The sequence below is a fragment of the Nocardioides sp. NPDC127514 genome (assembly GCF_040302125.1).
Lineage (GTDB): Bacteria > Actinomycetota > Actinomycetes > Propionibacteriales > Nocardioidaceae > Nocardioides.
Genome location: NZ_JBEORF010000004.1, coordinates 108,822 through 131,335, shown reverse-complemented (window position 1 = coordinate 131,335; position 22,514 = coordinate 108,822). Strand labels below are relative to the sequence as shown.

Genomic DNA, 22,514 nt, shown 5'->3' with positions numbered 1-22,514 from the left:
TGAAAGATATTCTCGAAGTCATGCCAGTCCGCCAGCATCAGGCGAGGCCGCCACGGCCACGTGGGCGAGTCACCGCCGCACTCGTCCTGGTGCTGCTGGCACCCCTTCTGCTGATGCTGTCCGCGACCACGCTGGCCGCTCCGGCCCGGGCCGCGGAGGAGACCGCGGAGTCCGACCCGCTCGCGATGAGCATCGACGAGCTCGACACGGTCAGCCTCGACGGCCGCACCAAGGGCCGGATCACCGTCCGCGGCAAGGTCACCAACACCACCGAGGAGGAGTGGCACGGCGTCAAGGTCTACCCGTTCGTCGGCGACACGCCGATGACCACCTCCGAGGAGCTGGCCGAGGCCGCCGAGTTGCCCGCGGACTCGCTGGTCGGCGAGCGGATCGTGACCGAGGGGACGTACGCAGCGATCCCCGACCTCGCGCCCGGCGAGACCTACTCGTGGTCGCTCTCGGTGCCGCGCAAGCGGCTGGAGATCACCGAGCCCGGCGTCTACTGGTTCGGGGTCCACGCGCTGGGCTCCACGACGCCGAACACCGCCGACGGCCGGGCACGCACCTTCCTTCCGCTGGTCAAGGAGCCCAACAAGAAGGCCAAGGCAGAGAAGGTGTCCCTGGTCATGCCGCTCCGGCGCAGCGTGGTCTACAACGGCGACGGCAGCGTGAACTACCTCCCGGGCTGGACCCGCGACCTGGGCGCCGGCGGACGCCTCTTCCGGATGCTCGAGACCGGCGCCGAGATGCCCGACCTGACCTGGGCCATCGATCCTGCGCTGATCGATGCCGTACGCAACCTCGCCGAGGGCAACCCCGCCCGCAACCTGGCACCGACGGACGAGGGTGAGGAGGAGCCGGAGGAGAGCGGGAGCCAGAGCGCCTCGCCCTCGGCCTCCGCGCTGCTGCCGAGCCCCTCGCCCAGCATGGACACCGACGCCGAGAAGGCGATGGACGAGGAGACCGAGGCCGCGCAGAAGGCCGCGACGGTCTGGCTGGGCCGCCTCGAGGACGCGCTCGCCGGCCACAACCTGCTCGCTCTCCCGTACGGCGATCCGGACCTGTCCGCGCTCGCCACGACCGACCCCGACCTGCTGGCCACGGCGCGTGAGCACACCGCCAAGGCGCTCACCGAGCTCGGCATCAAGGCGACCTCGGCCGTCGCTCCGCCGTCCGGCTACCTCGACCGTGCCGCGGTCAACCTGCTCGAGCCGGGCGCGGTCAACCTGGTCAGCGACAGGATGCTCCGCGGCACCACGCCGGTCATCGCCGACCTCGACGGTCACCAGATGATCGTGACCTCGTCCGGCGCCGCCGCCGGCGGGCCCGGACCCAACGACCCCATCGACGCGATCTCGGTACGCCAGCGTCTCGTCGCCGAGGCTGCCCTGCTCCGCGGCTCCGGCAAGCCGCTCATCGCGGTCCTCCCCGACGGCTGGCACCCGCCGCAGAGCGCCGCCTCGTTCGTCACCCCGTGGAACAAGGCCGCCTGGATCTCGTCCTCGACGCTGGACGAGGCCGTCGCCGGGCACAAGCCGACATCGATCACCGCCGACAAGCTCCGCTACCCCCGCCGAGAGATGAAGGCCGAGATCTCCACCGACCGGATCGACACGGCCAACGATCTCATCGGCGCCGGCGAGATGCTGCAGCGAATCCTGACCCACAACGACGAGGTCGCCTCCGACATCGTCAACGAGGCCCTGACCTCGACCTCCTACTCCGCCCGCAAGGGCGACGCGGACCCGGCCGCCGACGCGTTGAGCCAGGTCAGCTCCGAACTGAGCTCGGTCACCGTGGCCGTACCGCCGAAGGTGATCCTCTCCAGCATGAAGGGCGGCGAGTTCCAGGTCACCCTGAGCAACGAGCTCGACGAGCCCGTCACGGTGCGGCTGGACGCGATCACCGACGAGTCGCTGCGGGTCGCCACCTCCGAGCCCGTCCAGCTCGACGCCAACTCCAAGGCCAGCTTCAACCTCGCCGCGAGCATGCGCGACACCGGCACCCACACCGCCCTGATCGTCGTCACCGACACCAAGGGCAACCCGCTGGGCGCCCACGCCTCCGTCCCGATCCGCCCCTCGCAGGTGAGCGGGGTGATCTGGTGGTTCGTCGGGACCGGCTGCGCGCTACTCTTCGCGGCGATCGCCGTGCGTCTCACCCGGCGCATCATGAAGGCCAAGAAAGCACGTACGTCAGGAGGCGACGAGTGAGGAGCGGGCGCGAGCGAGGAACGAGCTCAAGCGTTCGCGACGAGCGAGGAGCCAAAGCGAGCGAAGCGAGCGGCAGCGATGTGACAGCCACCGAGCAGAAGTCCGGCGGAAGCTCGGTCCTGGCCAACAGCGCGGTGATGGCCGCGGGGACCATGTTCTCGCGCGCCAGCGGTTTCATCCGCTCCGCGCTCCTGGTCGCCGCACTGGGCTCCGGCCTGCACGCCGACGTCTTCAACATCGCCAACACCGTGCCCAACATGCTCTACATCCTGTTGGCGGGCGGCGTCTTCAACGCGGTGCTCGTGCCGCAGCTGGTGAAGGCGCAGAAGAACGACGCGGACGGCGGCGCGGCCTACACCGACCGGATCATCACGCTCGCCGGGCTCTTCCTCGGTGCCGTCACGATCCTCCTGGTGCTCGGCGCCCCGCTGCTGATGCGCCTCTACCTCGGCCCCGAGATGTACACGCCCGAGCACGCGGCCCAGCTCGAGTCGGCCATCGACTTCGCCCGCTGGTGCCTGCCGCAGGTCTTCTTCTACGGGATGTTCGTGCTGGTCGGGCAGGTGCTCAACGCCCGCGGCAGCTTCGGCCCGATGATGTGGGCCCCGATCGCCAACAACATCATCGCGATCTCGACCCTGGTGATCTACCTGGTCGTCTTCGGGCCGTCCAACGTCGGTGGCTTCACCACCGGCCAGGAGATCCTCCTCGGCCTGGGCTCCACGCTCGGCATCGTTCTCCAGTTCCTGCTGCTCCTGCCGGTGCTCCACAAGACCGGCGTACGCTTCCGCCCCCGATTCGACTTCCGCGGCGCCGGACTCTCACAGACCGCGAAGCTGGGCGTGTGGACGGTGCTCTTCGTGGTCGTGAACCAGGTGGCGTACACGATCGTGACGCGGCTCGCCTCGACCGGTTCGGCCGAGGGCGGCACCGGCTACACGGTCTACTCCAACAGCTTCCTGGTCACCCAGGTCCCGCACTCGATCATCACGGTGTCGCTGGCCACGGCCATCCTGCCGCTCCTCTCGCGCCACGGCGCGGCCGGTGAGCTGCCCGAGCTCGGACGTACGCTGTCGCACCAGCTGCGCAACGCGCTCGCCATCGTGATCCCGATCGCCGCGTTGCTCCCGGTGCTCTCCGAGGACATCGCCCACATCCTGTTCGGCCACGGCGCCGGCGCCGACGCGTTCAAGGAGTACGCCCCGACGCTGTCGATCTTCGCCGCCGGGCTGGTCTTCTTCACGATCCACTACCTGCTGCTGCGCGGCTTCTACTCGCTGGAGCAGAACCGCACCGTCTTCTTCATCCAGTGCTCGGTCGCCACCACCAACATCGTCGCCGCGGTGCTGCTGACCCGAGCCGTCTCCGCGGAGTACACCGCGCCCGCGCTCGCCGGCGCCTACACGCTGTCCTACCTGGTCGGCTCCGTCGTCTCGTACGTCGTGCTCAAGCGCACGCTCGGAGACCTGGACGGCCGCGGGCTGCTCGGGTTCCTCGCCCGCCTGGTCATGGTGACGGTGGTCGCCGCGGCCGCCGCCTGGCTGCTCCGCACGGCACTGGGCATGATCAACGACGAGCCGACGATGGTGCTGGCCTTGATCGGGGCCGCTATCGTCGGGGCGCTGCATCTCGGCATGCTGCTCCTCGGGGCGCAGGCTGCCCAGGTCAAGGAGCTGACCACGATGGTGCAACAGGTCGCCCGACGGCTGCGTCGTTGAGCAGCAGTCCTTGACCACCATCGGACAGCCGCCTCACTGTCTGGCACGGTCTGAAAGAATGGGTCCGATATGGAGTTCACGCAATCAGGCGACGTCCTCGCCGGCAGATACCAGCTGACGGATCTGCTGAGCGAGTCCCGCGAGGGACGCTTCTGGCGCGCCCAGGACGCGGTGCTCGGCCGCCCGGTTGCCGTGCACGTCCTCGACGCCCACGACGAGCGCGCGCCGCGCCTGATGGCAGCGGCCCGCAACTCCGCTGCCGTCGGTGACCCCCGGATGCTGCGCGTCCTCGACGCCGCCCAGACCGACCAGGTGGCGTACGTCGTCAACGAGTGGGGCGAGGGCGCATCGCTGGAGAACGCGCTCGCCGCCGGTGGCCCGCTGCCGCCGCAGCAGGCCGCCTGGATCGCCTCCGAGGTCGCCGACCTGCTGGTCCTGGCCCACGACCAGGGCCACGCCCACGGCCGGCTCAACCCCGAGGCCGTGCTCCTCGACGACCTCGGCGCGGTGCGCGTCATCGGCTTCGGTGTCGACGCCGCGCTGCACGGGATCGACCCCGACACCCGTGACTCCCAGCGGCGCGACCGGGTCGACGCCGTCGGCGTCCTCTACGCCGCGCTGACCGGCAAGTGGGCCGGCGAGACCCTGTCCTCGATGCCGCCCGCGCCCCGTGACCACGGCCGTGTGCTCCGTCCCCGGCAGGTGCGCGCCGGTGTGCCCCGGCCTCTCGACGACCTGTGCGACCGGGTGCTGGGCAGCGGCGCCGACATGCCGCCGCTGACCGCGGCCGAGCTGCACTCCGCGCTCGCCGGCTTCTCCGGGGAGCCGACCGCTCCGCTCAACCGGCCTTCGGCGGTCAACGAGGAGACCCAGGCGATGGCCCCGCCGACCGAGCTCGAGCCGGCCGAGGCGCAGGCGGCGTCGAACGCCATCGGCGTTGCCCCCGATGCCGTACGCCCTCAGCGCCAGCGTCCGTCCGCCCCGCCGCCGATGCAGGACCCGACCCCGTCGAAGCCGCTGTTCGCCGACGAGACCCCGGGCTACGTGCCGCCGCAGCGCCCGCAGCAGGCTCCTCCGGCTGCCGCCCGGCGACCGGTGGCCCCGGATGCCTCCTACAACGGCTGGCAGGGCCCGTGGACCGGCGCCAACGTACCGATCGCCGAAGAGCCGGACTACAACCAGAAGCCCGGCGCCAGCTGGCTCCGCATCGCGATGGGCGTCGCCCTCGTGGTGCTGGTCCTCATCGCCGGCTCGATCGCGTGGAACATCATCGGCGACGACCCGAACACGACCGCCGAGAACCCCGGCACGGGCAACAACGGCGGCGACACCACAACTGAGGCCAAGCCGACCCCCATCAAGGGCATCACCGCCAAGGACCTCGACCCCCACGGCGACCCGCCCACCGAGACGCCTGACCTCGTCGACCTGGTGGTCGACGGCGACGTGAACGGGCTGGCGTGGCGTACGTCCCGCTACAACGACCAGATCGGTGACAGTCCCCGCTCTCTCAAGCCCGGCATCGGCCTGGTCCTCAATCTCAAGGGCGAGTACGCCATCGACTCCCTGAAGTTCAACATGATCGGCGAGCCCACCGACATCGAGATCTTCGTCGGCGACTCACCGTGGAGCGACGACCCGAGCGGCGCCCCCGCCGCGAAGGGCAGCGTCGGCACCGAGGGTGAGATCAAGGTCGACGGCGCCCCCGAGGGCAGCTATGTACTCGTGTGGATGACTGGTCTTCCCCAGGTCGACGGCGGCTACCGCGCGGAGGTCAAGGAAGTCCAGGTCCTCGGCACCTCCGTCTCCTGACCCGAGCCGGATCTCTCGGCGTTCAGGGCCCTGGAATGTACGTGGCCTACGATCTGTTGTGCAGTTCGCCAGCCACACCTGAGGAGCCTCAAGATGCCGACCCCGTCGTCCCCGACCGACCCCCGCAACGTGATCGTCGTGGGCTCCGGCCCGTCGGGCTACACCGCAGCGGTCTACAGTGCCCGCGCCGGACTGCAGCCTCTCGTCTTCGAGGGGTCGGTGACCGCCGGCGGCGCCCTGATGAACACCACCGAGGTGGAGAACTTCCCCGGTTTCCGTGACGGCATCATGGGTCCCGCGCTGATGGACGAGATGCGTGCCCAGGCCGAGCGCTTCGGTGCCGAGCTCGAGCCCGACGACGTGGTCGAGATGGACCTGACCGGCCCGGTGAAGGTCATCAAGACCGCGACCGACACCCACTACGCGAAGTCCGTCATCCTCGCCACCGGCTCGGGCTACAAGAAGCTCGGCCTGCCCCGCGAGGACGAGCTCTCCGGCAAGGGCGTCTCCTGGTGTGCCACCTGCGACGGCTTCTTCTTCCGCCAGAAGCCCATCGTGGTGGTCGGCGGCGGTGACTCCGCCCTGGAGGAGGCTCTCTTCCTGACCCGCTTCGGCTCCTCGGTCACCCTGCTCGTACGCCGCGACGAGCTGCGCGCCTCCAAGATCATGCAGGAGCGCGCCTTCGCCGACCCGAAGCTGGAGATCGCCTGGAACTCCGTGGTCGAGTCGATCAACGGCGAGCTCTCCGTGGAGAGCATCACCGTCAAGGACACCAAGACCGGCGAGCTGCGCGACCTCGAGTGCGCCGGCCTGTTCATCGCCATCGGCCACATCCCGCGCTCCGAGCTGCTCACCGGCCAGGTCGACCTCGACGACGACGGCTACGTCCTCACCAAGGACGGCACCACGGCCACCAACATCGAGGGCGTCTTCGCCGCCGGTGACCTGGTCGACCACGTCTACCGTCAGGCGATCACCGCTGCCGGCACCGGCTGCCAGGCCGCGCTCGACGCGGAGAAGTTCCTCGCTCACCAGGCCCACGCCGAGGCGGCTGCCGTCTCGGCCTGAGCCTCGCGTCTACCCTGGTCGTCATCTCGACAAGCTCGATGACCGGGTGCGCGGGAATGCTCGACGCAGACCCAGCGTTCTGACCACAGACCTCCCCAACACGTCCCTACCGAGAAGGAACCCATCGTGGCTGACAACATGACCGCCGTGACCGACGCCGAGTTCGACTCGACCGTCCTCAAGTCCGACAAGCCCGTCCTGGTCGACTTCTGGGCCGAGTGGTGCGGCCCGTGCCGTCAGGTCTCCCCGATCCTCGAGGAGCTCGCCGGCGAGCACGGTGACAAGGTCACCTTCACCAAGATGAACGTCGACGAGAACCCGGTCACCCCCTCCACCTACCGCGTGACCGGCATCCCGACCATCAACGTCTACCAGGGCGGCGAGGTCGTGAAGTCGATCGTCGGCGCCAAGCCGAAGGCCGCGCTCCTCAAGGAGCTGCAGGAGTTCATCGGCTGACACCAGCTGTCACACGTTGGCGCGCCACTGTCACAGTGGCGCGCCAACGTTCATTTAGCCGAGACGTCAGTTACGTCGGCCGAGTTGGCACTTGCGTCGGCCGAGTTGGCACAAACGGTGGGTGAGACTGCGGTTGTGGCGGAGACTGGTGGTCTCGACAAGCTCGACCACCGGGGCGGGTCGTGGTCTCGACAGGCTCGACCACCGGTCGACCACCGTTTCACGGGAAACATTCACTCGCCGTCGCGGTGCAGCTCGGTGGAGGCGGGCGACGGGTGGCTGCGTGGACGTACGACCTCCCGCAGCCGCTCCCAGGCGGACTCGAAGTCGTCGATCCAGGTGACCGTCTGCTTCAGGTCCATCCGCATCCGCGGGACGGTGGGGTGGTCCCGGTGGGTCTTGAACCCGACCCGGCCGAGGAAGTCGGCCGGGGCAGCGCAGCGGCGACCGTGGATGCCGCTCATCGGACCCACATCACCGAAGGCCTCGATCGCCCGGAACTCACCGCGTTGTACCAGGTCACGGGCCATTCCCTGGACCAGCATCCGGCCGATCCCCCCGCCGGCGCGACGCGGGTCGATCCACACCGTGGTCATCAGGACGGCGTCGGCGGAGACCGGTCCGGACGGGAACGAGGCGACCCGTGGGACGAAGACCGGTGGTGCATAGAGCACGAACCCCGCCGGCGTACCGTCCGCCACTGCCACCCGCCCGCACGATCCCCATTCGCGGAGCACCTCGGAGATCCACGCCTCCTTCACCCCGATCGACTGCGAGGAATCGACGCGGCGATGGCCGACGGGGTCACGTTCCCAGAACAGGCAGGCGCGGCACGGCGCCGGGACCTCGGAGAAGAGATCCAGCGTCAGGGGCAGGATGCGGCGTGCCATGTCTCACCATTGATCCTGGGTTAAGGGTCTGTCACCAGCGTATGCGATCCTTCATGATGGTGACACCATGACTGATCTTCCCCAGCGCGCAACATCATCCCGCCTCGACCCGTACGCGGACCGCTACGCCGCGCGCACGGCAGGCATGACGGTCTCGGAGGTCCGGGCCCTCTTCGCCGTGGCAGCCCGTCCCGAGGTGGTCTCGCTCGCAGGCGGCATGCCCAACATCTCCAGCCTCCCGCTGGACGTGGTCGGCGACTCGATCAAGGACCTCATCCTGACCCAGGGCCCGACCGCCCTGCAGTACGGCGGCGGCCAGGGCGATCCTGTCCTGCGCGAGCAGATCTGCGAGGTCATGCGCCTGGAGGGCATCGAGGCCCACCCCGACGACGTCGTCGTCACCGTCGGCTCCCAGCAGGCCGTCGACCTGGTCACCCGCGTCTTCTGCGACCCCGGCGACGTGGTGATCTGTGAGGCTCCGTCGTACGTCGGTGCTCTGGGCGTCTTCAAGGGCTACCAGTGCGACATCGTGCACGCCGAGGTCGACGCCGACGGCCTGATCCCGAGCGCGCTCGAGCAGGCGATCGTCTCCACCAAGTCCGCGGGCCGCAAGGTGAAGTTCCTCTACACGATCCCGAACTTCCAGAACCCGACCGGCGTCACCATGACGCCCGAGCGCCGCACCGAGATCCTCGAGATCTGCCGGCGCCACGACATCCTGGTGCTCGAGGACAACCCGTACGGCCTCCTCGGCTTCGACGACGAGCCCCGCCCGGCGATGCGTGCCCAGGACCCGGGCGTCATCTACCTCGGCTCCTTCTCCAAGACGTTCTCCCCCGGCCTGCGGGTCGGCTGGGCGCTGGCCCCCTCCGCGATCCGAGAGAAGCTCGTCCTGGCGCAGGAGTCCGCGACGCTCTGTCCGCCGCCGTTCAACCAGATGGCCGTCTCCGCCTACCTCTCCAACCACGACTGGCAGGGCCAGATCAAGCAGATGCGGGAGATGTACCGCGAGCGCCGCGACGCCATGCTCGACGCGCTCGAGGCCTACATGCCGGCGGCCTGCACCTGGACCAAGCCCGACGGTGGCTTCTTCGTCTGGCTGACGCTCCCCTCCGGCATCGACAGCAAGGCCATGCTGCCTCGCGCGGTCACCTCGCGAGTCGCGTTCGTCCCCGGCACCGGCTTCTTCGCCGACGGCTTCGGCGCCTCCTCGATGCGGATCTCCTACTGCTACCCCACCCCGGAGCGGATCAGAGAAGGCGTACGTCGCCTGGCCGGTGTCATCGAGGCCGAGATGGAGCTCCTGGAGACGTTCGGTGCCACCGGCCCGATCCCAGGTCTCCCCATCCGCGGCGCCGAGCACCCCTCGACGAACACGCAGTAGCTCACCCGCCGGTGGTCGAGCCTGTCGAGACCACCGTCCTGACACCAGGGTCATCTCGACAAGCTCGATGACCGGGAACCCCGGTGGTCGAGCTTGTCGAGACCACCCGTTCCGGCACGAGGGTCATCTCGACAGGCTCGATGACCGGGCGGCGCTCGATGACCCGGGGGACGCTCGAGGCCCAGGGTAGAAATCTATTTGTCGACAAAGCGCTTTAGCGCTTGATGTCTAAATGGATTCGTCGGGTGCGGGAGACATCAGCTCGACGATGCGGCGCAGGTCGTCCAGCGTGGCGAACTCGACGGTGATCTTTCCCTTGGAGCGGCCCAGATCGACCTTGACCCGGGTGTCGAAGCGGTCCGAGAGCTTGTCGGAGATCTCCTTGAGCCCAGGAGCAGTCGGCTTGGCTCGCCTCACCCGCGGCGTGGCGAAGGCGTCGCCGTCAGGATCGCCCAGGGCGACGATCTCCTCGAGGCCACGTACGGAGATACCCTCGGCGACCACCTTCTGAGCCAGCTTGTCCTGCTGCGCCTCGCCGTCGACGGCGAGCAGCGCCCGGGCGTGACCGGCCGAGAGCACGCCGGCGGCGACCCGGCGCTGGACCGACGGGGACAGCTTCAGGAGCCGGATCGTGTTGGAGATCTGCGGCCGCGATCGACCGATCCGCTGAGCGAGCTCGTCGTGCGTGCACTCGAAGTCGTTGAGCAGCTGCTGGTAGGCGGCCGCCTCTTCGAGGGGATTCAGCTGGGAGCGGTGGAGGTTCTCCAGGAGCGCGTCCCGGAGCATGTCGGTGTCGTCGGTCTCGCGGACGATCGCCGGGATGACATCGAGGCCGGCCTGCTGGGTGGCGCGCCACCGGCGCTCACCCATGACGAGCTCGTAGGAGTCTGCCGCCACTTTCCGGACGACGATCGGCTGCAGAAGGCCGATTTCATTGATCGAATGGACCAGTTCGGCCATCGCCTCCTCGTCGAAGACCTGACGAGGCTGCACGTGGTTGGGGTGGATCTGCTTGACCGGCAGCTCGGCGAAATATGCGCCGTCGACGGGGGCCAGATCCGAATTCTCGATCTGGCGGCCTTCCGCCGACTCGGTGGGCCTGGGGTCCACAGATGGGCCAGAAGTCGCTCCAGCGGGAAGGTCCGAATGACGGACGTCCGGCTGGACAGCAGCGCTGTCCGCCGACTCGTTTCCACTGGCGGGTGGAGCGGTCGGGATCAGCGAGCCCAGACCTCGTCCGAGACCACGCTTCGGCGGCTGCTTACTCATATCTGGATGTCCCCCATGTCAGTTCCATGCTGCTGATGGTGGTCTCGACAAGCTCGACCACCGGGATTCTTCACGTCGGTTCCGTACTGATGGTGGTCTCGACAAGCTCGACCGCCGGGTCATGCTCTGCTGGTGATCTCGACAAGCTCGATCACCTCAGTGCTCGCTTTGTTTGGCGAGCTCCTTGGCGGCCTCGAGATAGCTCAGCGCACCCGGCGAGCCGGGGTCGTACGTCATCACCGTCTGCCCGAACGACGGAGCCTCGGACACGCGCACGGCGCGGGGGATGAACGTGCGCATGACCGTGTCGCCGAAGTGCTCGCGCACCTCCTCGGCGACCTGCGACGCGAGGCGGGTGCGGGCGTCGTACATCGTGATCAGCATCGAGGAGACCTTGAGCGTCGGGTTCAGCGCGGCACGCACCATCTCGACGGTCTTGAGGAGCTGGCCCAGACCCTCCAGCGCGTAGTACTCCGCCTGGATCGGGATCATCACCTCGGTGCTGGCGACCAGCGCGTTGACCGTGAGCAGGCCCAGCGACGGCGGGCAGTCGATGAGGACGTAGTCCCACCGGTCCTCCGCGTCGCCCACACGGGGAGACCTGGCCAGCGCCTCCTTCAGGCGCTGCTCACGTCCGTCCTCCTCGACGAGCTCGACCTCGGCACCGGCCAGGTCGATCGTCGCCGGCACCAGCTCGAGGCCCTCGAGCTTAGGAACAGGCACGACGACGTTCTCGAGGCTGGCTCCCTCGACGAGGACCTCGTACGTCCCCGGGGTGCCCTGGAAGTGGTCGACGTCGAACGCGGTGCAGGCGTTGCCCTGCGGGTCGAGGTCGATGACCAGAACCTTCTGACCGAGCTGCGCCAGCGCCGCGGCGATGTTCACCGTCGAGGTGGTCTTGCCGACGCCGCCCTTCTGGTTGGCGGAGACGATCACGCGCGTGCTCGCCGGGCGCGGCAGCGGCGGCCGGTTGCTCGCCGCACCACGCGCCAGAAGCGTGTGCTCGGCAGCAGCTGCCAGCGGCGTCGCCTCCGTGTCGAAGTCGTTCTCGAAGGACGCGATGTCCCCGGCCGTACGGAGCCTGATCGACACCGGTTCGTCGGTTTCACGTGAAACGGCGTTCTGTGCGCTCTCGTCGTCGTACGGCATGTTTCCTCATCCTCATCGTTCGGTCATCGAGCTTGTCGAGATGACGTCTCACGCCCGAAATCTCGTGGTCTCGACAAGCTCGACCACCTTCAGCGGCGGCGCTTCTTCTTTCGAGACCCGCCCTTGGGCCCCTTCTGGCCGCCCTTCGGGACCGGCGGCCAATCTACCCGTGCGGGATCCGACCAAACCACCCGAACCGCGACAGTTGTCGTCTCCAAAACGCCTACACCGAGCTCGGAGACCACCGGCGGCGCGCATCCCCACTTCTTCAGTGCTGCGTCGGCCTCGTCGATCTCCGCCTCGATACTCGACCCCTTCATCGCGACCAGCGCGCCCGTGGGGACGACCAACGGCATCGACCAGTCGAGCAGCTTGCCCAAGCCGGCCACAGCTCGCGACGTCACCACGTCGAACCCGAGCTCGCCGTGGAAGGCATCCGCCCTCCCCCGCAGCACCGTCACGTTCTCGAGCCCGAGATCCTCGGCGACCTCCTCGAGAAAGGTCGTACGCCGCAGCAGCGGCTCGATCAGCGTGATGTGCAGATCCGGGCGGGCGATCGCGAGGACCAAGCCGGGGAGTCCAGCACCAGACCCGATATCCGCCACCGCGACTCCCTCGGGGATCACCTCCCCCAGCACGGCGCAGTTGAGGATGTGCCGGTCCCACAGCCGCGGAACCTCCCGCGGCCCGATCAGACCGCGCACCACCCCCGCGTCGGCCAGCCACGCGGCGTACCTCTCCGCGAGCTCCAGCCGATCGGCAGGAAAGACCTTCTCCGCCCGAGGGTCCACCTCGCCCAGACCACCCAAGTCCCCACGTTCCTCGCTCACGAACAAACTGTTTCACGTGAAACGCACAACCAAGAACTCCCGGAGTCGAGCGTCATCTCGACAAGCTCGATGACCGATGGTCGAGCGGTGGTCGAGCTTGTCGAGACCACCCCACACACATCCACGTCATCTCGACAAGCTCGATGACCCGGTGGTCGAGCCTGTCGAGACCACAGCACGTCGGTACGGCGAGCGTCATCTCGACAAGCTCGATGACCCGGTGGTCGAGCTTGTCGAGACCACCACCCCACTGAACAGAGAGGTCTCGACAAGCTCGACCTCCAGACTGTCGGTGGTGCCGCTCATGATGAGGACATGGCTTACACATACATGCTTCTCTGCGCAGACCGGACCCTCTACGTCGGCAGCACGACAGACCTCGAACGCCGCATGACCGAGCACCGAGTCGGCCTCGGCTCCGAGTACACCCGACATCGCCTCCCGGTGGAGCTCGTCTGGTACGAGCAGTACGACAACGTCGAGCATGCGTTCATACGGGAGAAGCAGATCCAGAACTGGGGTCGAGCCAAGCGGCTCGCGCTCATCCGAGGAGAGCTCGGCGAGCTCCCGCGCCTGGCGAACACATCGACGACCCCGCACCCCTTGCCCACTCCTCAGCAGGGGTCATCTCGACAAGCTCGATGACCTGCATGACGTACGCGACGTCATCTCGACAAGCTCGATGACCCGGTGGTCGAGCCTGTCGAGACCACCACCCGCACGTGTCCGATGCCACGGTGGTCGAGCTTGTCGAGACCACATCTGCACGCGCACACAGTCATCTCCAGCGGCTCGACGACCACCCGCGTTTCACGTGAAACCACCTCGCCGAAGACGCCTGGACGAACGTCTGCCCAACGATTCCGCAGAAGGGATCCCAAAGGCGTCGTCGGGGCGCCGGGTGCGCTAAAGTCCGCGAGCAGCCTCGCGAATCTGATGCAACCGCGCACGCTGCTCGAACGTCTTTCTCGTAGAACGTCGCACTCGGGGTGCGACTCCAGCGGCCCGTGCGACCGGGCCACCATCCATGACCCACGGAGCTGATGTGAACGTCCGTAGAACCCCGGTGGCGATCTTCCTCACCACCATCCTCGCCTTGGGATTCTCCCTGGGCTCGATCGCGGCGCCGAGCAGCGCCCAGGCCACTGCCCCGACGGCCTCCGTCGGACAGATCGGACTGCACACGGCGTACACCGTCCTCTACCAGCAGGGGTCGACCGGCCTCGGGGTGCGCAAGATCCAGGCGCGCCTCAAGGAGCGGAGGATCTACACCGGCCGAGTCACCGGCAACTACGGTTCGAAGACGACCGGCGCCGTGAAGGTCTTCCAGCGCAACCAGCGTCTGGCCATCACCGGCAAGGTCAACCAGCGCACCCTCGACCGGCTCCGCTCGCTGACGAGCACGCCGACCGACGCGGCGCTCTTCAACCTCGACCGTCGCTGCCTCACCGGCCGCGTGCTCTGCGTCGACAAGACCGACCGCCGGATGCGCTACGTACGCGCCGGCAAGATCGTCCGGGCGATGGACGCCCGCTTCGGTTGCGCCGACACCAAGACCCGCGAGGGCGCGTTCAAGGTCTACCGGAAGAGCCGCAACCACGTCTCCTCGATCTACCACACGCCGATGCCGTACGCGATGTTCTTCAACGGCGGCCAGGCGGTGCACTACTCGTCCGACTTCGCTGCCCGCGGCTATAACGGCTGCTCCCACGGCTGCGTGAACGTACGCAACAAGTCGTCCATCGCGTGGGTCTTCGACCAGATCCGCATCGGTGATCGGGTCGTCGTCTACTGGTCCTAGCCGACCGGGGTGGTCGAGCTTGTCGAGACCACCACTTGTTCCACGTGAAACAGAAAGAGATCGCCCCTCGTGCCACACGGCACGAGGGGCGATCTCTTTGTGTCAGCGTCACTCAGGCAGGACGACCACGTAACGTCGCGGCTCCACACCGGAGGACTCGGAGGTCAGCCCAGCAGCGGCGACGGCGTCGTGGACGACCTTCCGCTCGAAGGGCGACATCGGCTTGAGCGAGACCGGGGCACCGGACTCCTTGACCTTCGCGACGGTCTCCTCGGCGAGCGCCATGAGCGTCGAGCGACGGTCGGCACGGTAGCCGCCGACGTCGAGCATCAGGCGGGACCGCTCGCCGGTCTCGCGGTAGACCGCGAGCCGGGTCAGCTCCTGGAGCGCGTCCAGGACCTCACCGTGACGGCCGACCAGCTGCTGCAGGTCGCCACCGACGATCGAGACGGCGGCACGGTCGCCCTCGACGTCCATGTCGAGGTCGCCATCGAGGTCGGCGATGTCGAGGAGTTCCTCGAGGTAGTCCGCCGCGATGTCACCTTCCTGCTCGAGCTGCTTGAGGCGCGTCTCGTCGCTGACCTCCTCCACAGGCTCGGTCACGGTCTCGCTCACATCCTGAGTCGTCACTTGGTTCCCCCGTCCTTCTGGGTCGTGGAGCGACCGGCGGTCGTGCCGGCCTTCTTCCGCTGGCTCCTGGTCTGGCTCTTGGGCTGGGTGCGCTGCGCGGGACGCTTCTCGGCCGCGGCCTCGTTGGCCTCGGCGATGTCGATCTCCGCGTCGGGCAGACCCTTCTTACGGCGCTTCTCCCGCTCGCGCTCCTGCTTGGCGTCGAACGCCGGCGTCCCCGGTGCGGGGTTGTTGCGGATCACGTAGAACTGCTGGCCCATCGTCCACAGGTTGGAGGAGGTCCAGTAGAGGATCGTTCCGACCGGGAAGGCGATACCACCGACGGCGAACACGACGGGCAGCACGTAGAGGAGCAGCTTCTGCTGCTGGGCGTACTGACCGGTCATGGCGTCGGCCGGCATGTTCTTCGACATCAGCTGACGCTGGGTCAGGAAGGTGGTCGCGATCATGGCGACGACCAAGAAGCCGGTGAGGAAGTACGTGCTCATGTGGTCGGCCGTCGTGAACTGGTCCGAGAGCAGCGACCCGAGCCAGGTCGACGTCGCGAACTCGTGCGCCGCCTCGTCGCTCAGGAAGCCCTTGCCGACACCGTCCGAGGCGTGCTCGAGCATGCGGAACAGCACGAAGAAGATCGGCATCTGCAGCAGCAGCGGCAGGCAGGACGCGAACGGGTTGGTGCCCGAGTCCTTGTAGAGCTTCATCGTCTCGTTGGCGAGCTTCTCGCGGTCGTGACCGTACTTCTTCTGCAGCTCCTTGACCTTCGGCTGCAGCAGCTGCATGTTGCGGCTGGAGTTGATCTGCTTCACGAACAGCGGGATCAGCAGCGCGCGGATGGTCACGGTCAGGCCGACGATGGCCAGGGCCCACTGCCAACCTTCAGACGGGATGACGTACGAGAACGCCTTCTGCCAGACGAGCAGGATGCCCGAGATGGCGTAATACAGCGGTGTTGCGATCCATCCGAACAGATCGCCTATGGCTCCCACGGAATCAGGCTCCTCGGTTTGGGGAGTCCGCACTTACACGGACCAGGTCTTCAGGGTCTCTTCAAATCTTCTTCGGTACGGGGTCGAAGCCCCGGGTCTTGGCCCAGGGGACGCAACGGGCCAGACGGCGCGCCGTCAGCCAGCTCCCGCGCCAGGGGCCGTGCGTCTTGACGGCCTCGAGCCCGTACGCCGAGCACGACGGGTAGTAGCGACACACATCGCCGTAGAGCGGACTGATCAGAGTCCGCCACACGTGAAGCAGTCCGACCAGAACGGCCGCAACGAGGTGGTCGAGCTTGTCGAGACCACCACGCACGACGCGCCGCGCCCTGGTCATCGGAGCACCCGCTCCAGGCAGCGCCGCAGATCGGCGCCCAGGGCGTCGTAGTCGGCGTCGGCGGCAGCAGGAAGTGCACGGACCACAAGCACAGCAGAGCCCGGGAGTCCGCTCAGGGACTCCCGGGCCTGGTGACGCAGTCTGCGCTTCACGCGATTCCGGACGACGGCCGGACCGACGGCCTTGCTCACCACGAAGCCCACCTGCGGCTCGGTCTCCCGGTCGGCAGCTGGGCCGGTGCCGGGGACGAGCAGGTGGACCACCAGGCTCTTCGAGCCCGCGCGCTTGCCCCGTCGTACTGCTTCTTTGAAGCCCGACGAATCGACCAGTCGGTGGCGACGTGGCAACACGCGCGTGGTGGCTGAGGCCGCGGCCTCAGACGGTCAGGCTCTTGCGACCCTTGCCGCGGCGCGCAGCGAGGATCGCGCGGCCGGCACGGGTGCGCATGCGCAGGCGGAAACCGTGCGTCTTGTGACGGCGGCGGTTGTTCGGCTGGTAAGTACGCTTGCTCACGGGTGCTTCCTTAGTGGTGTGGTGTGGGCCGGTCGCTCGTCCGGCACTATGGGGTCGCCCTCGGTGGTTCCAGGCGGGCCGATTCAACAAGCACCGCCCGTCCGCGCCTCGGCGACCGAGGCGTGGACATGCGGCACCCGTAGATCCGGGCGACCTAGTAACGGTACGTGGACGGCGAAACCACGGTCAAACTCGCGCCCTATCACATCCCTGTGATTAGCCCTCCACCTGTGGAGGACGGGTTGCCCATGACCCTCGCCAGCCGGTAGTTTCGTCCTCTACCGAGGTTTCCCTGCACATCGTCAGGAGCGTCGGCCGCATTCGGGGGGATGCCACGCAGGGAACTAGTTTTCCCGCCTGACCTGCCGAAACGGTCGGATTCTCGAGGACGGCGACGTGTCTCGGTTGGTCTCCGATGCCTACATTCGGGGATGCTCCACAGCTTGTGGAAAAGTCTGTGGAGGATGTAGACCGGACCGCTGCACGAATCCAGGCTGCATCAATACAAGACCACCCACCCGAGCCATCAGGGAAGGCAGGAACCTGTGGAGCACTCCGGCCTCGCGCCAGAACCGCAGCCAGATCTCCAGTCCGCATGGACGAAGGTGGTCGCCGAGCTTCCGCCGAACCAGCGAGCCTGGCTCCGGGACAGTGAGCCTCTCACTCTGCACGGGTCGACCGCGATCGTCGAGGTCCCCAACGACTTCACCCGCAACCAGATCGAGGGCCGCCTGCGTGGCTCCCTCGAGAGGTCCTTGGGCGAGATCTTCCATCGCGAGATCCGTATCGCGGTCACCGTGAACCCCGATCTCGACGTCACCCCGGATCCCGACACACAGGCGATCATGATCTCCGAGCGCGAGATCGCCGCCGCGGACGCTGCCGCCGCCGCTGCCCTGCAGCAGCAGTCGCCGTTCTCGAACAGCGCGGCCCCGCACCAGTCGGCGTTCCCGCACCAGTCGGTCTACCCGCCCAACTCGCCCGGCCTGATCCCCGGCGTCCCACCGGCGAGCGCGCCGCACGACGAGCAGGGCGCGCCCGCCGCGTACTCGGCGCCGCAGGCTCCCGTCGCTCCGCCAGCCGCGCAGCAGCCGGCTCCGCCCGCCGCGCATGAAGACGTACGTCCTGGATATGGCGACATGTCGACAAATCCCCCGGCGCCTCCGGTGGCTCCCATCGAGGAGCCGGTCCCGCCGCGGCCGCTCGTCCCGGGTCCGCCCACGCGGCCGAGCGAGCCGAGCCACAACGTCCTCGAGACCCGCCTGAACCCGAAGTACACCTTCGAGACGTTCGTCATCGGGTCCTCCAACCGATTCCCGCACGCGGCCGCGGTCGCGGTCAGCGAGGCGCCGGGCAAGGCCTACAACCCGCTGCTCGTCTACGGGGAGTCCGGTCTGGGCAAGACCCATCTGCTGCACGCGATCGGTCACTACGTGCGGAGTCTCTACTCCGGGGCGAAGGTGCGCTACGTCAGCTCGGAGGAGTTCACCAACGAGTTCATCAACGCGATCCGCGACGACCGGCAGGACCGGTTCAAACGGCGCTACCGCGATGTCGACGTCCTGCTGATCGACGACATCCAGTTCTTGGAGGGGAAGACCCAGACGCAGGAGGAGTTCTTCCACACCTTCAATACGCTCCACAACGCCAACAAGCAGATCGTCCTCACCTCCGACCGGCCGCCCAAGCGGCTCGAAGCGCTGGAGGACCGACTGCGCAACCGGTTCGAGTGGGGTCTGATCACCGACGTCCAGCCGCCCGACATCGAGACCCGGATCGCGATCCTTCGAAAGAAGGCCGCCATGGAGCGGCTCACCGCGCCGCCCGACGTGCTCGAGTTCATCGCGAGCAAGATCCAGACCAACATCCGTGAGCTCGAGGGTGCGCTGATCCGGGTGACGGCGTTCGCCAACCTCAACCGGCAGGACGTCGACCTGACCCTGGCCGAGATCGTGCTCAAGGACCTGATCCCCGAGGGCGGCGAGCCCGAGATCACCGCCGGCCTGATCATCGCCCAGACCGCGGCCTACTTCGGGCTGTCGATCGACGAGCTCACCGGACCCTCCCGTGGACGTCACCTGGTGATGGCCCGTCAGATCGCCATGTATCTGTGTCGTGAGCTCACCGAGGACTCCCTGCCCAAGATCGGCAAGCACTTCGGCGGCCGCGACCACACCACCGTGATGTACGCCGAGCGCAAGATCAACCAGCTGCTCGCCGAGCGCCGGGCCGTCTTCAACCAGGTCTCCGAGCTCACCAACCGCGTCAAGATGCAGGCACGCCAGGCCTGACCGCACCAGCAGTCGTACGCGGCCGCCGCCCCTCCTGGGCCGGCGGCCGTTTCGCGTTTTGGGCCGTACCGCGTTTTGAGATGGCGAAAACCCACAGGACGAGATTTCCCAGGTTGTCCACAGCCCACAGGCTGGGTGGAACCTGTGGAGAACCGGCCGTTCAAATGGGATGGAAAAGGGGATGGCCTGTGCACAAAACACCGGAACGGGCCGACAACTCTCCACAGCCCACAGTGACGTGCGTCATTTCAGCATGGCGTCCACATCCCCTGTGGAATCACATTTCCGGGGATGACCAGGGAAGACGCCACTCATCCACATTTCCCACAGATGCTCTTACGACGTACGAAACTATTTAGATCCATGGATCCTCCGTGAAATTCCACGAACGCCCTTCCCTGGGGACAACCCGCTCGGCGAGCCGAGTGCACAGGTACGCCTGTGCAGACCCGACACTGCTGAGCGCTTACCGGTTGTCGGCGGTCCGTGGCAGGATGCGTACTCCAGGTCATGTCAACGCGGGGGCGTTCCGGAACCGGTGGCGTCTTCCCCCAGGTTCAAGCACAGCCCGGGCCGCATGCCCTCAAACGCCCCGATGTCGAGTTAGAAGAAGGACAGGTCATCGTGAAGTTCCGCGTCGACCGCGACGTGTTCGCGGATGCTGTCGCCTGGGCTGCCCGCAGCCTTCCGGTCCGCCCCAGCACCCCGGTGCTCTCAGGTCTCCTGATCGAGGCGGGTCACGAGGGCCTGGTGCTCTCGACATTCGACTACGAGACCTCCGCGCGGGCGACGCTGTCGGCCGAGGTCGCCGACGAGGGCAAGGCACTGGTCTCGGGCAAGCTGCTCGCCGACATCTGCCGCAGCCTTCCGGCCAAGCCGGTCGAGATGGTCACCGATGGTGCCCGCGTCTCGCTCACCTGCGGGAGTGCGCGGTTCAGCCTCCAGACCATGCCGGTCGAGGACTACCCGACGCTGCCGGAGATGCCGACCGCGGCCGGCACGGTGAAGTCGGAGCTGTTCGCCCACGCCGTGGCCCAGGCCGTGACCGCCGCCGGTCGCGACGACATGCTCCCGGTGCTGACCGGCGTGCGGCTCGAGATCGAGGGCTCGACGATCTCGCTGCTCGCCACCGACCGCTTCCGGCTCTCCCACCGCGAGCTCGAGTGGAACCCGGCGACGCCCGACGAGAGCCTGGCTGCTCTCGTGCCCGCGAAGGTCCTCGGTGACACCGCCAAGTCGCTGACCAGCGGCAGCGAGGTCACCCTCGCGCTGTCCACCACCGGCACCGGCGAGGGCATCATCGGCTTCGAGGGCGCGGCCGCAGGCGGCGTACGTCGCACCACCACGCGCCTGCTCGACGGCGAGTTCCCGAAGGTGCGCAGCCTCTTCCCGGCCGAGCACCTCACCACCGCGCTGGTCGACAAGGCCTCCCTGGTCGAGTCGGTCAAGCGCGTGGCTCTGGTCGCCGAGCGCAACACCGCGGTCCAGATGGTCTTCGAGGACGGCGTGCTCACGCTCGACGCCGGCTCCGGTGACGAGGCCCAGGCGTCCGAGTCGATCGAGGCGACCATGGAGGGCGAGGGGCTGACCACCGGGTTCAACCCGCAGTTCCTCCTCGACGGGCTGCAGGCCATCGACGAGCAGGTCGTCGAGCTCGCCTTCACGCAGGCTCCGAAGCCCGTGGTGATCAGCGGCAAGCCGGCCGAGGGTGGCGAGGAGCCGGGGTTCCGCTACCTGTTGATGCCGCGGCGCCTGCTCTCCTGACCCACCCCCTCACTAGGGTGGTCTCGACAAGCTCGACCACCGGTACTCGAAGGAACCTCGTATGCACATCGGACTCGTCGGCCTCGGCAAGATGGGTGGCAACATGCGCACCCGGCTGCGGGAGGCTGGTCACACCGTCGTCGGATACGACCGCAACCCCGATCTCGCCGACGTGGCGAGCCTGGCGGAGATGGTCGAGGCGCTGCCCAGCCCCAAGGTGGTCTGGGTGATGGTGCCGGCGGGCGACCCGACGCGTTCCACGATCGCCGAGCTCAAGGAGCTCCTCAGCGAGGGCGACCTGGTGGTCGACGGCGGCAACTCGAAGTACACCGATGACGCCAAGAACGCCGCGAGCCTGGCCGAGAAGGGAATTGGCTTCGTCGACTGCGGTGTCTCCGGCGGCGTCTGGGGCCTGCAGAACGGCTACGCGCTGATGTACGGCGGCTCCGACGAGGACGCCGCCAAGGTGATGCCCGCCTTCGAGGCGCTCAAGCCGTCCGGCACCGAGGACGGCCTGGTCCACTGCGGTGTGACCCCCGGCGCCGGCCACTTCTCCAAGATGGTCCACAACGGCATCGAGTACGCGATGATGCAGGCCTACGCCGAGGGCTGGGAGCTCCTCGACAAGGTCGACATCGTCGACAACGTCCCCGAGATCTTCGCCTCGTGGCGGACGGGCACCGTCGTACGTTCCTGGCTTCTCGATCTTCTCGTCGACCAGCTGCGCGCCGACGAGCACCTCGACAAGATCAAGGGCTACGCCGAGGACTCCGGCGAGGGTCGCTGGACCGTCGAGGCAGCGATCGAGAACGCCGTCCCGATGCCGGCGATCTCGGCTTCGCTGTTCGCGCGGTTCGTCTCGCGCCAGGAGGACGACCACGCCATGAAGGCGATCGCCGCGATGCGCAACGGGTTCGGTGGGCACGCGGTGATCTCGGAGTCGGAGGCCTGATTCTTCGGGCGGTGGTCTCGACAGGCTCGACCACCTAGATGGCGGGGATTGCTCCGGTCATGGTGAGGATCAGGCGTACGGCGCCGTAGGCCACGAAGAGCGCGAAGAAGCCGAGGATGATCGGGCTTCGCACCAGCTTGTCGAGGTCGGCGGGGCGTCTCCGGTTCAGCCGGGCGCGCACCGAGACCACGGCCAGGACGAGGATCGCCAGGATGAGCACCGGTCCGAACCAGTTGCTCGCCAGGGATGAGCCGATGTCGCCGTGCATCAGGTAGACCCAAGACCGGGTCAGTCCGCAGCCGGGGCAAGGCAGCCCGGTGAGGGCACGGAACGGGCAGAGCACCGGGCCGTCCTCGATACCGCCGGCCGGCAGGAGCGCCGCGATGACGATCCCGCCGACGCCGATGGCGGCGGTGACCTCCGTGGAGCTCACCGCCGCGATGCGCTGATG

The 22,514-nt window shown here is 67.7% G+C and carries 21 protein-coding genes; 11 read left to right on the top strand and 10 right to left on the bottom strand.

The window, feature by feature from the left end:
• Positions 1-20 precede the first annotated feature (20 nt).
• The 5 genes from ABTX24_RS04560 (at position 21) to trxA (ending at position 7,267) form a co-directional block, all read left to right on the top strand.
• The gene (locus tag ABTX24_RS04560) at positions 21-2,213 is read left to right on the top strand and encodes a DUF6049 family protein (RefSeq protein WP_350837730.1); all 2,193 of its coding nucleotides are present in this window, start codon (positions 21-23) and stop codon (positions 2,211-2,213) included.
• A gap of 80 nt (positions 2,214-2,293) precedes the next feature.
• A complete protein-coding gene (murJ, locus tag ABTX24_RS04555; RefSeq protein WP_350837728.1) occupies positions 2,294-3,931 on the top strand; it encodes a murein biosynthesis integral membrane protein MurJ in 1,638 nt (545 codons plus the stop codon).
• A gap of 69 nt (positions 3,932-4,000) precedes the next feature.
• Positions 4,001-5,743 (top strand): protein kinase family protein, encoded by a 1,743-nt coding sequence (locus tag ABTX24_RS04550; protein WP_350837726.1) that lies wholly within the window; start codon positions 4,001-4,003, stop codon positions 5,741-5,743.
• A 93-nt stretch (positions 5,744-5,836) separates the two neighbouring features.
• On the top strand, positions 5,837-6,811 hold the full coding sequence (trxB, locus tag ABTX24_RS04545; protein WP_160026116.1) for a thioredoxin-disulfide reductase: 975 nt from the start codon (positions 5,837-5,839) through the stop codon (positions 6,809-6,811).
• Between the two features lie 126 nt (positions 6,812-6,937).
• Positions 6,938-7,267, top strand: a complete 330-nt coding sequence (trxA, locus tag ABTX24_RS04540; protein WP_091044069.1) for a thioredoxin — start codon at positions 6,938-6,940, stop codon at positions 7,265-7,267.
• Between the two features lie 233 nt (positions 7,268-7,500).
• Here the strand turns inward: trxA and ABTX24_RS04535 are convergent, their stop codons facing one another.
• Complete coding sequence (locus tag ABTX24_RS04535; protein ID WP_350837724.1) at positions 7,501-8,157, bottom strand: GNAT family N-acetyltransferase; 657 nt, start codon at positions 8,155-8,157, stop codon at positions 7,501-7,503.
• Positions 8,158-8,224: 67 nt separating this feature from the next.
• Between ABTX24_RS04535 and ABTX24_RS04530 the strand changes: the two genes are divergently transcribed.
• Positions 8,225-9,541 (top strand): aminotransferase-like domain-containing protein, encoded by a 1,317-nt coding sequence (locus ABTX24_RS04530; RefSeq protein ID WP_160026114.1) that lies wholly within the window; start codon positions 8,225-8,227, stop codon positions 9,539-9,541.
• A gap of 228 nt (positions 9,542-9,769) precedes the next feature.
• On the opposite strand, the gene ABTX24_RS04525 is transcribed toward ABTX24_RS04530, so the two are convergent.
• The 3 genes from ABTX24_RS04525 to rsmG all read right to left on the bottom strand — a co-directional run bounded on the left by ABTX24_RS04525 (position 9,770) and on the right by rsmG (position 12,789).
• Complete coding sequence (locus tag ABTX24_RS04525; protein ID WP_350837722.1) at positions 9,770-10,810, bottom strand: ParB/RepB/Spo0J family partition protein; 1,041 nt, start codon at positions 10,808-10,810, stop codon at positions 9,770-9,772.
• A 156-nt stretch (positions 10,811-10,966) separates the two neighbouring features.
• Positions 10,967-11,959: a ParA family protein gene (locus tag ABTX24_RS04520; protein WP_350837720.1), complete on the bottom strand. Its 993-nt coding sequence runs from the start codon at positions 11,957-11,959 to the stop codon at positions 10,967-10,969.
• Positions 11,960-12,048: 89 nt separating this feature from the next.
• Positions 12,049-12,789 carry a 16S rRNA (guanine(527)-N(7))-methyltransferase RsmG gene (gene rsmG / locus ABTX24_RS04515; RefSeq protein WP_350837718.1) on the bottom strand — a complete coding sequence of 247 codons (741 nt, stop codon included), beginning with the start codon at positions 12,787-12,789 and terminating at the stop codon, positions 12,049-12,051.
• A 315-nt stretch (positions 12,790-13,104) separates the two neighbouring features.
• Between rsmG and ABTX24_RS04510 the strand changes: the two genes are divergently transcribed.
• Positions 13,105-13,434 (top strand): GIY-YIG nuclease family protein, encoded by a 330-nt coding sequence (locus ABTX24_RS04510; protein ID WP_350837716.1) that lies wholly within the window; start codon positions 13,105-13,107, stop codon positions 13,432-13,434.
• A 400-nt stretch (positions 13,435-13,834) separates the two neighbouring features.
• Positions 13,835-14,590 (top strand): L,D-transpeptidase family protein, encoded by a 756-nt coding sequence (locus ABTX24_RS04505; protein WP_350837714.1) that lies wholly within the window; start codon positions 13,835-13,837, stop codon positions 14,588-14,590.
• Between the two features lie 108 nt (positions 14,591-14,698).
• Here ABTX24_RS04505 and ABTX24_RS04500 read toward each other — a convergent pair whose 3' ends face one another.
• The 5 genes from ABTX24_RS04500 to rpmH all read right to left on the bottom strand — a co-directional run bounded on the left by ABTX24_RS04500 (position 14,699) and on the right by rpmH (position 17,056).
• Positions 14,699-15,193 (bottom strand): Jag family protein, encoded by a 495-nt coding sequence (locus ABTX24_RS04500; protein ID WP_201451176.1) that lies wholly within the window; start codon positions 15,191-15,193, stop codon positions 14,699-14,701.
• Between the two features lie 23 nt (positions 15,194-15,216).
• Positions 15,217-16,206: a membrane protein insertase YidC gene (yidC, locus tag ABTX24_RS04495; protein WP_160026111.1), complete on the bottom strand. Its 990-nt coding sequence runs from the start codon at positions 16,204-16,206 to the stop codon at positions 15,217-15,219.
• 61 nt (positions 16,207-16,267) lie between these two features.
• Positions 16,268-16,543 carry a membrane protein insertion efficiency factor YidD gene (gene yidD, locus ABTX24_RS04490; protein WP_350837712.1) on the bottom strand — a complete coding sequence of 92 codons (276 nt, stop codon included), beginning with the start codon at positions 16,541-16,543 and terminating at the stop codon, positions 16,268-16,270.
• Positions 16,540-16,893 (bottom strand): ribonuclease P protein component, encoded by a 354-nt coding sequence (gene rnpA / locus ABTX24_RS04485; protein WP_350837710.1) that lies wholly within the window; start codon positions 16,891-16,893, stop codon positions 16,540-16,542. Before rnpA ends, yidD begins: the two co-directional genes overlap by 4 nt.
• A gap of 25 nt (positions 16,894-16,918) precedes the next feature.
• Entirely contained in the window at positions 16,919-17,056 is a 138-nt protein-coding gene (gene rpmH, locus ABTX24_RS04480; RefSeq protein WP_091044043.1) for a 50S ribosomal protein L34, read from the bottom strand.
• 545 nt (positions 17,057-17,601) lie between these two features.
• Here rpmH and dnaA point away from each other — a divergent pair.
• The 3 genes from dnaA to gnd all read left to right on the top strand — a co-directional run bounded on the left by dnaA (position 17,602) and on the right by gnd (position 22,063).
• Positions 17,602-19,347 carry a chromosomal replication initiator protein DnaA gene (dnaA, locus tag ABTX24_RS04475; protein WP_160026108.1) on the top strand — a complete coding sequence of 582 codons (1,746 nt, stop codon included), beginning with the start codon at positions 17,602-17,604 and terminating at the stop codon, positions 19,345-19,347.
• Positions 19,348-19,971: 624 nt separating this feature from the next.
• A complete protein-coding gene (gene dnaN / locus ABTX24_RS04470) occupies positions 19,972-21,111 on the top strand; it encodes a DNA polymerase III subunit beta (protein WP_008355535.1) in 1,140 nt (379 codons plus the stop codon).
• A 61-nt stretch (positions 21,112-21,172) separates the two neighbouring features.
• Entirely contained in the window at positions 21,173-22,063 is an 891-nt protein-coding gene (gnd, locus tag ABTX24_RS04465; protein WP_350837708.1) for a phosphogluconate dehydrogenase (NAD(+)-dependent, decarboxylating), read from the top strand.
• A gap of 34 nt (positions 22,064-22,097) precedes the next feature.
• Here the strand turns inward: gnd and ABTX24_RS04460 are convergent, their stop codons facing one another.
• Positions 22,098-22,496, bottom strand: coding sequence for a DUF2752 domain-containing protein (locus ABTX24_RS04460; protein ID WP_350837706.1), 399 nt, complete (start codon positions 22,494-22,496; stop codon positions 22,098-22,100).
• Between the last annotated feature and the right edge of the window lie 18 nt (positions 22,497-22,514).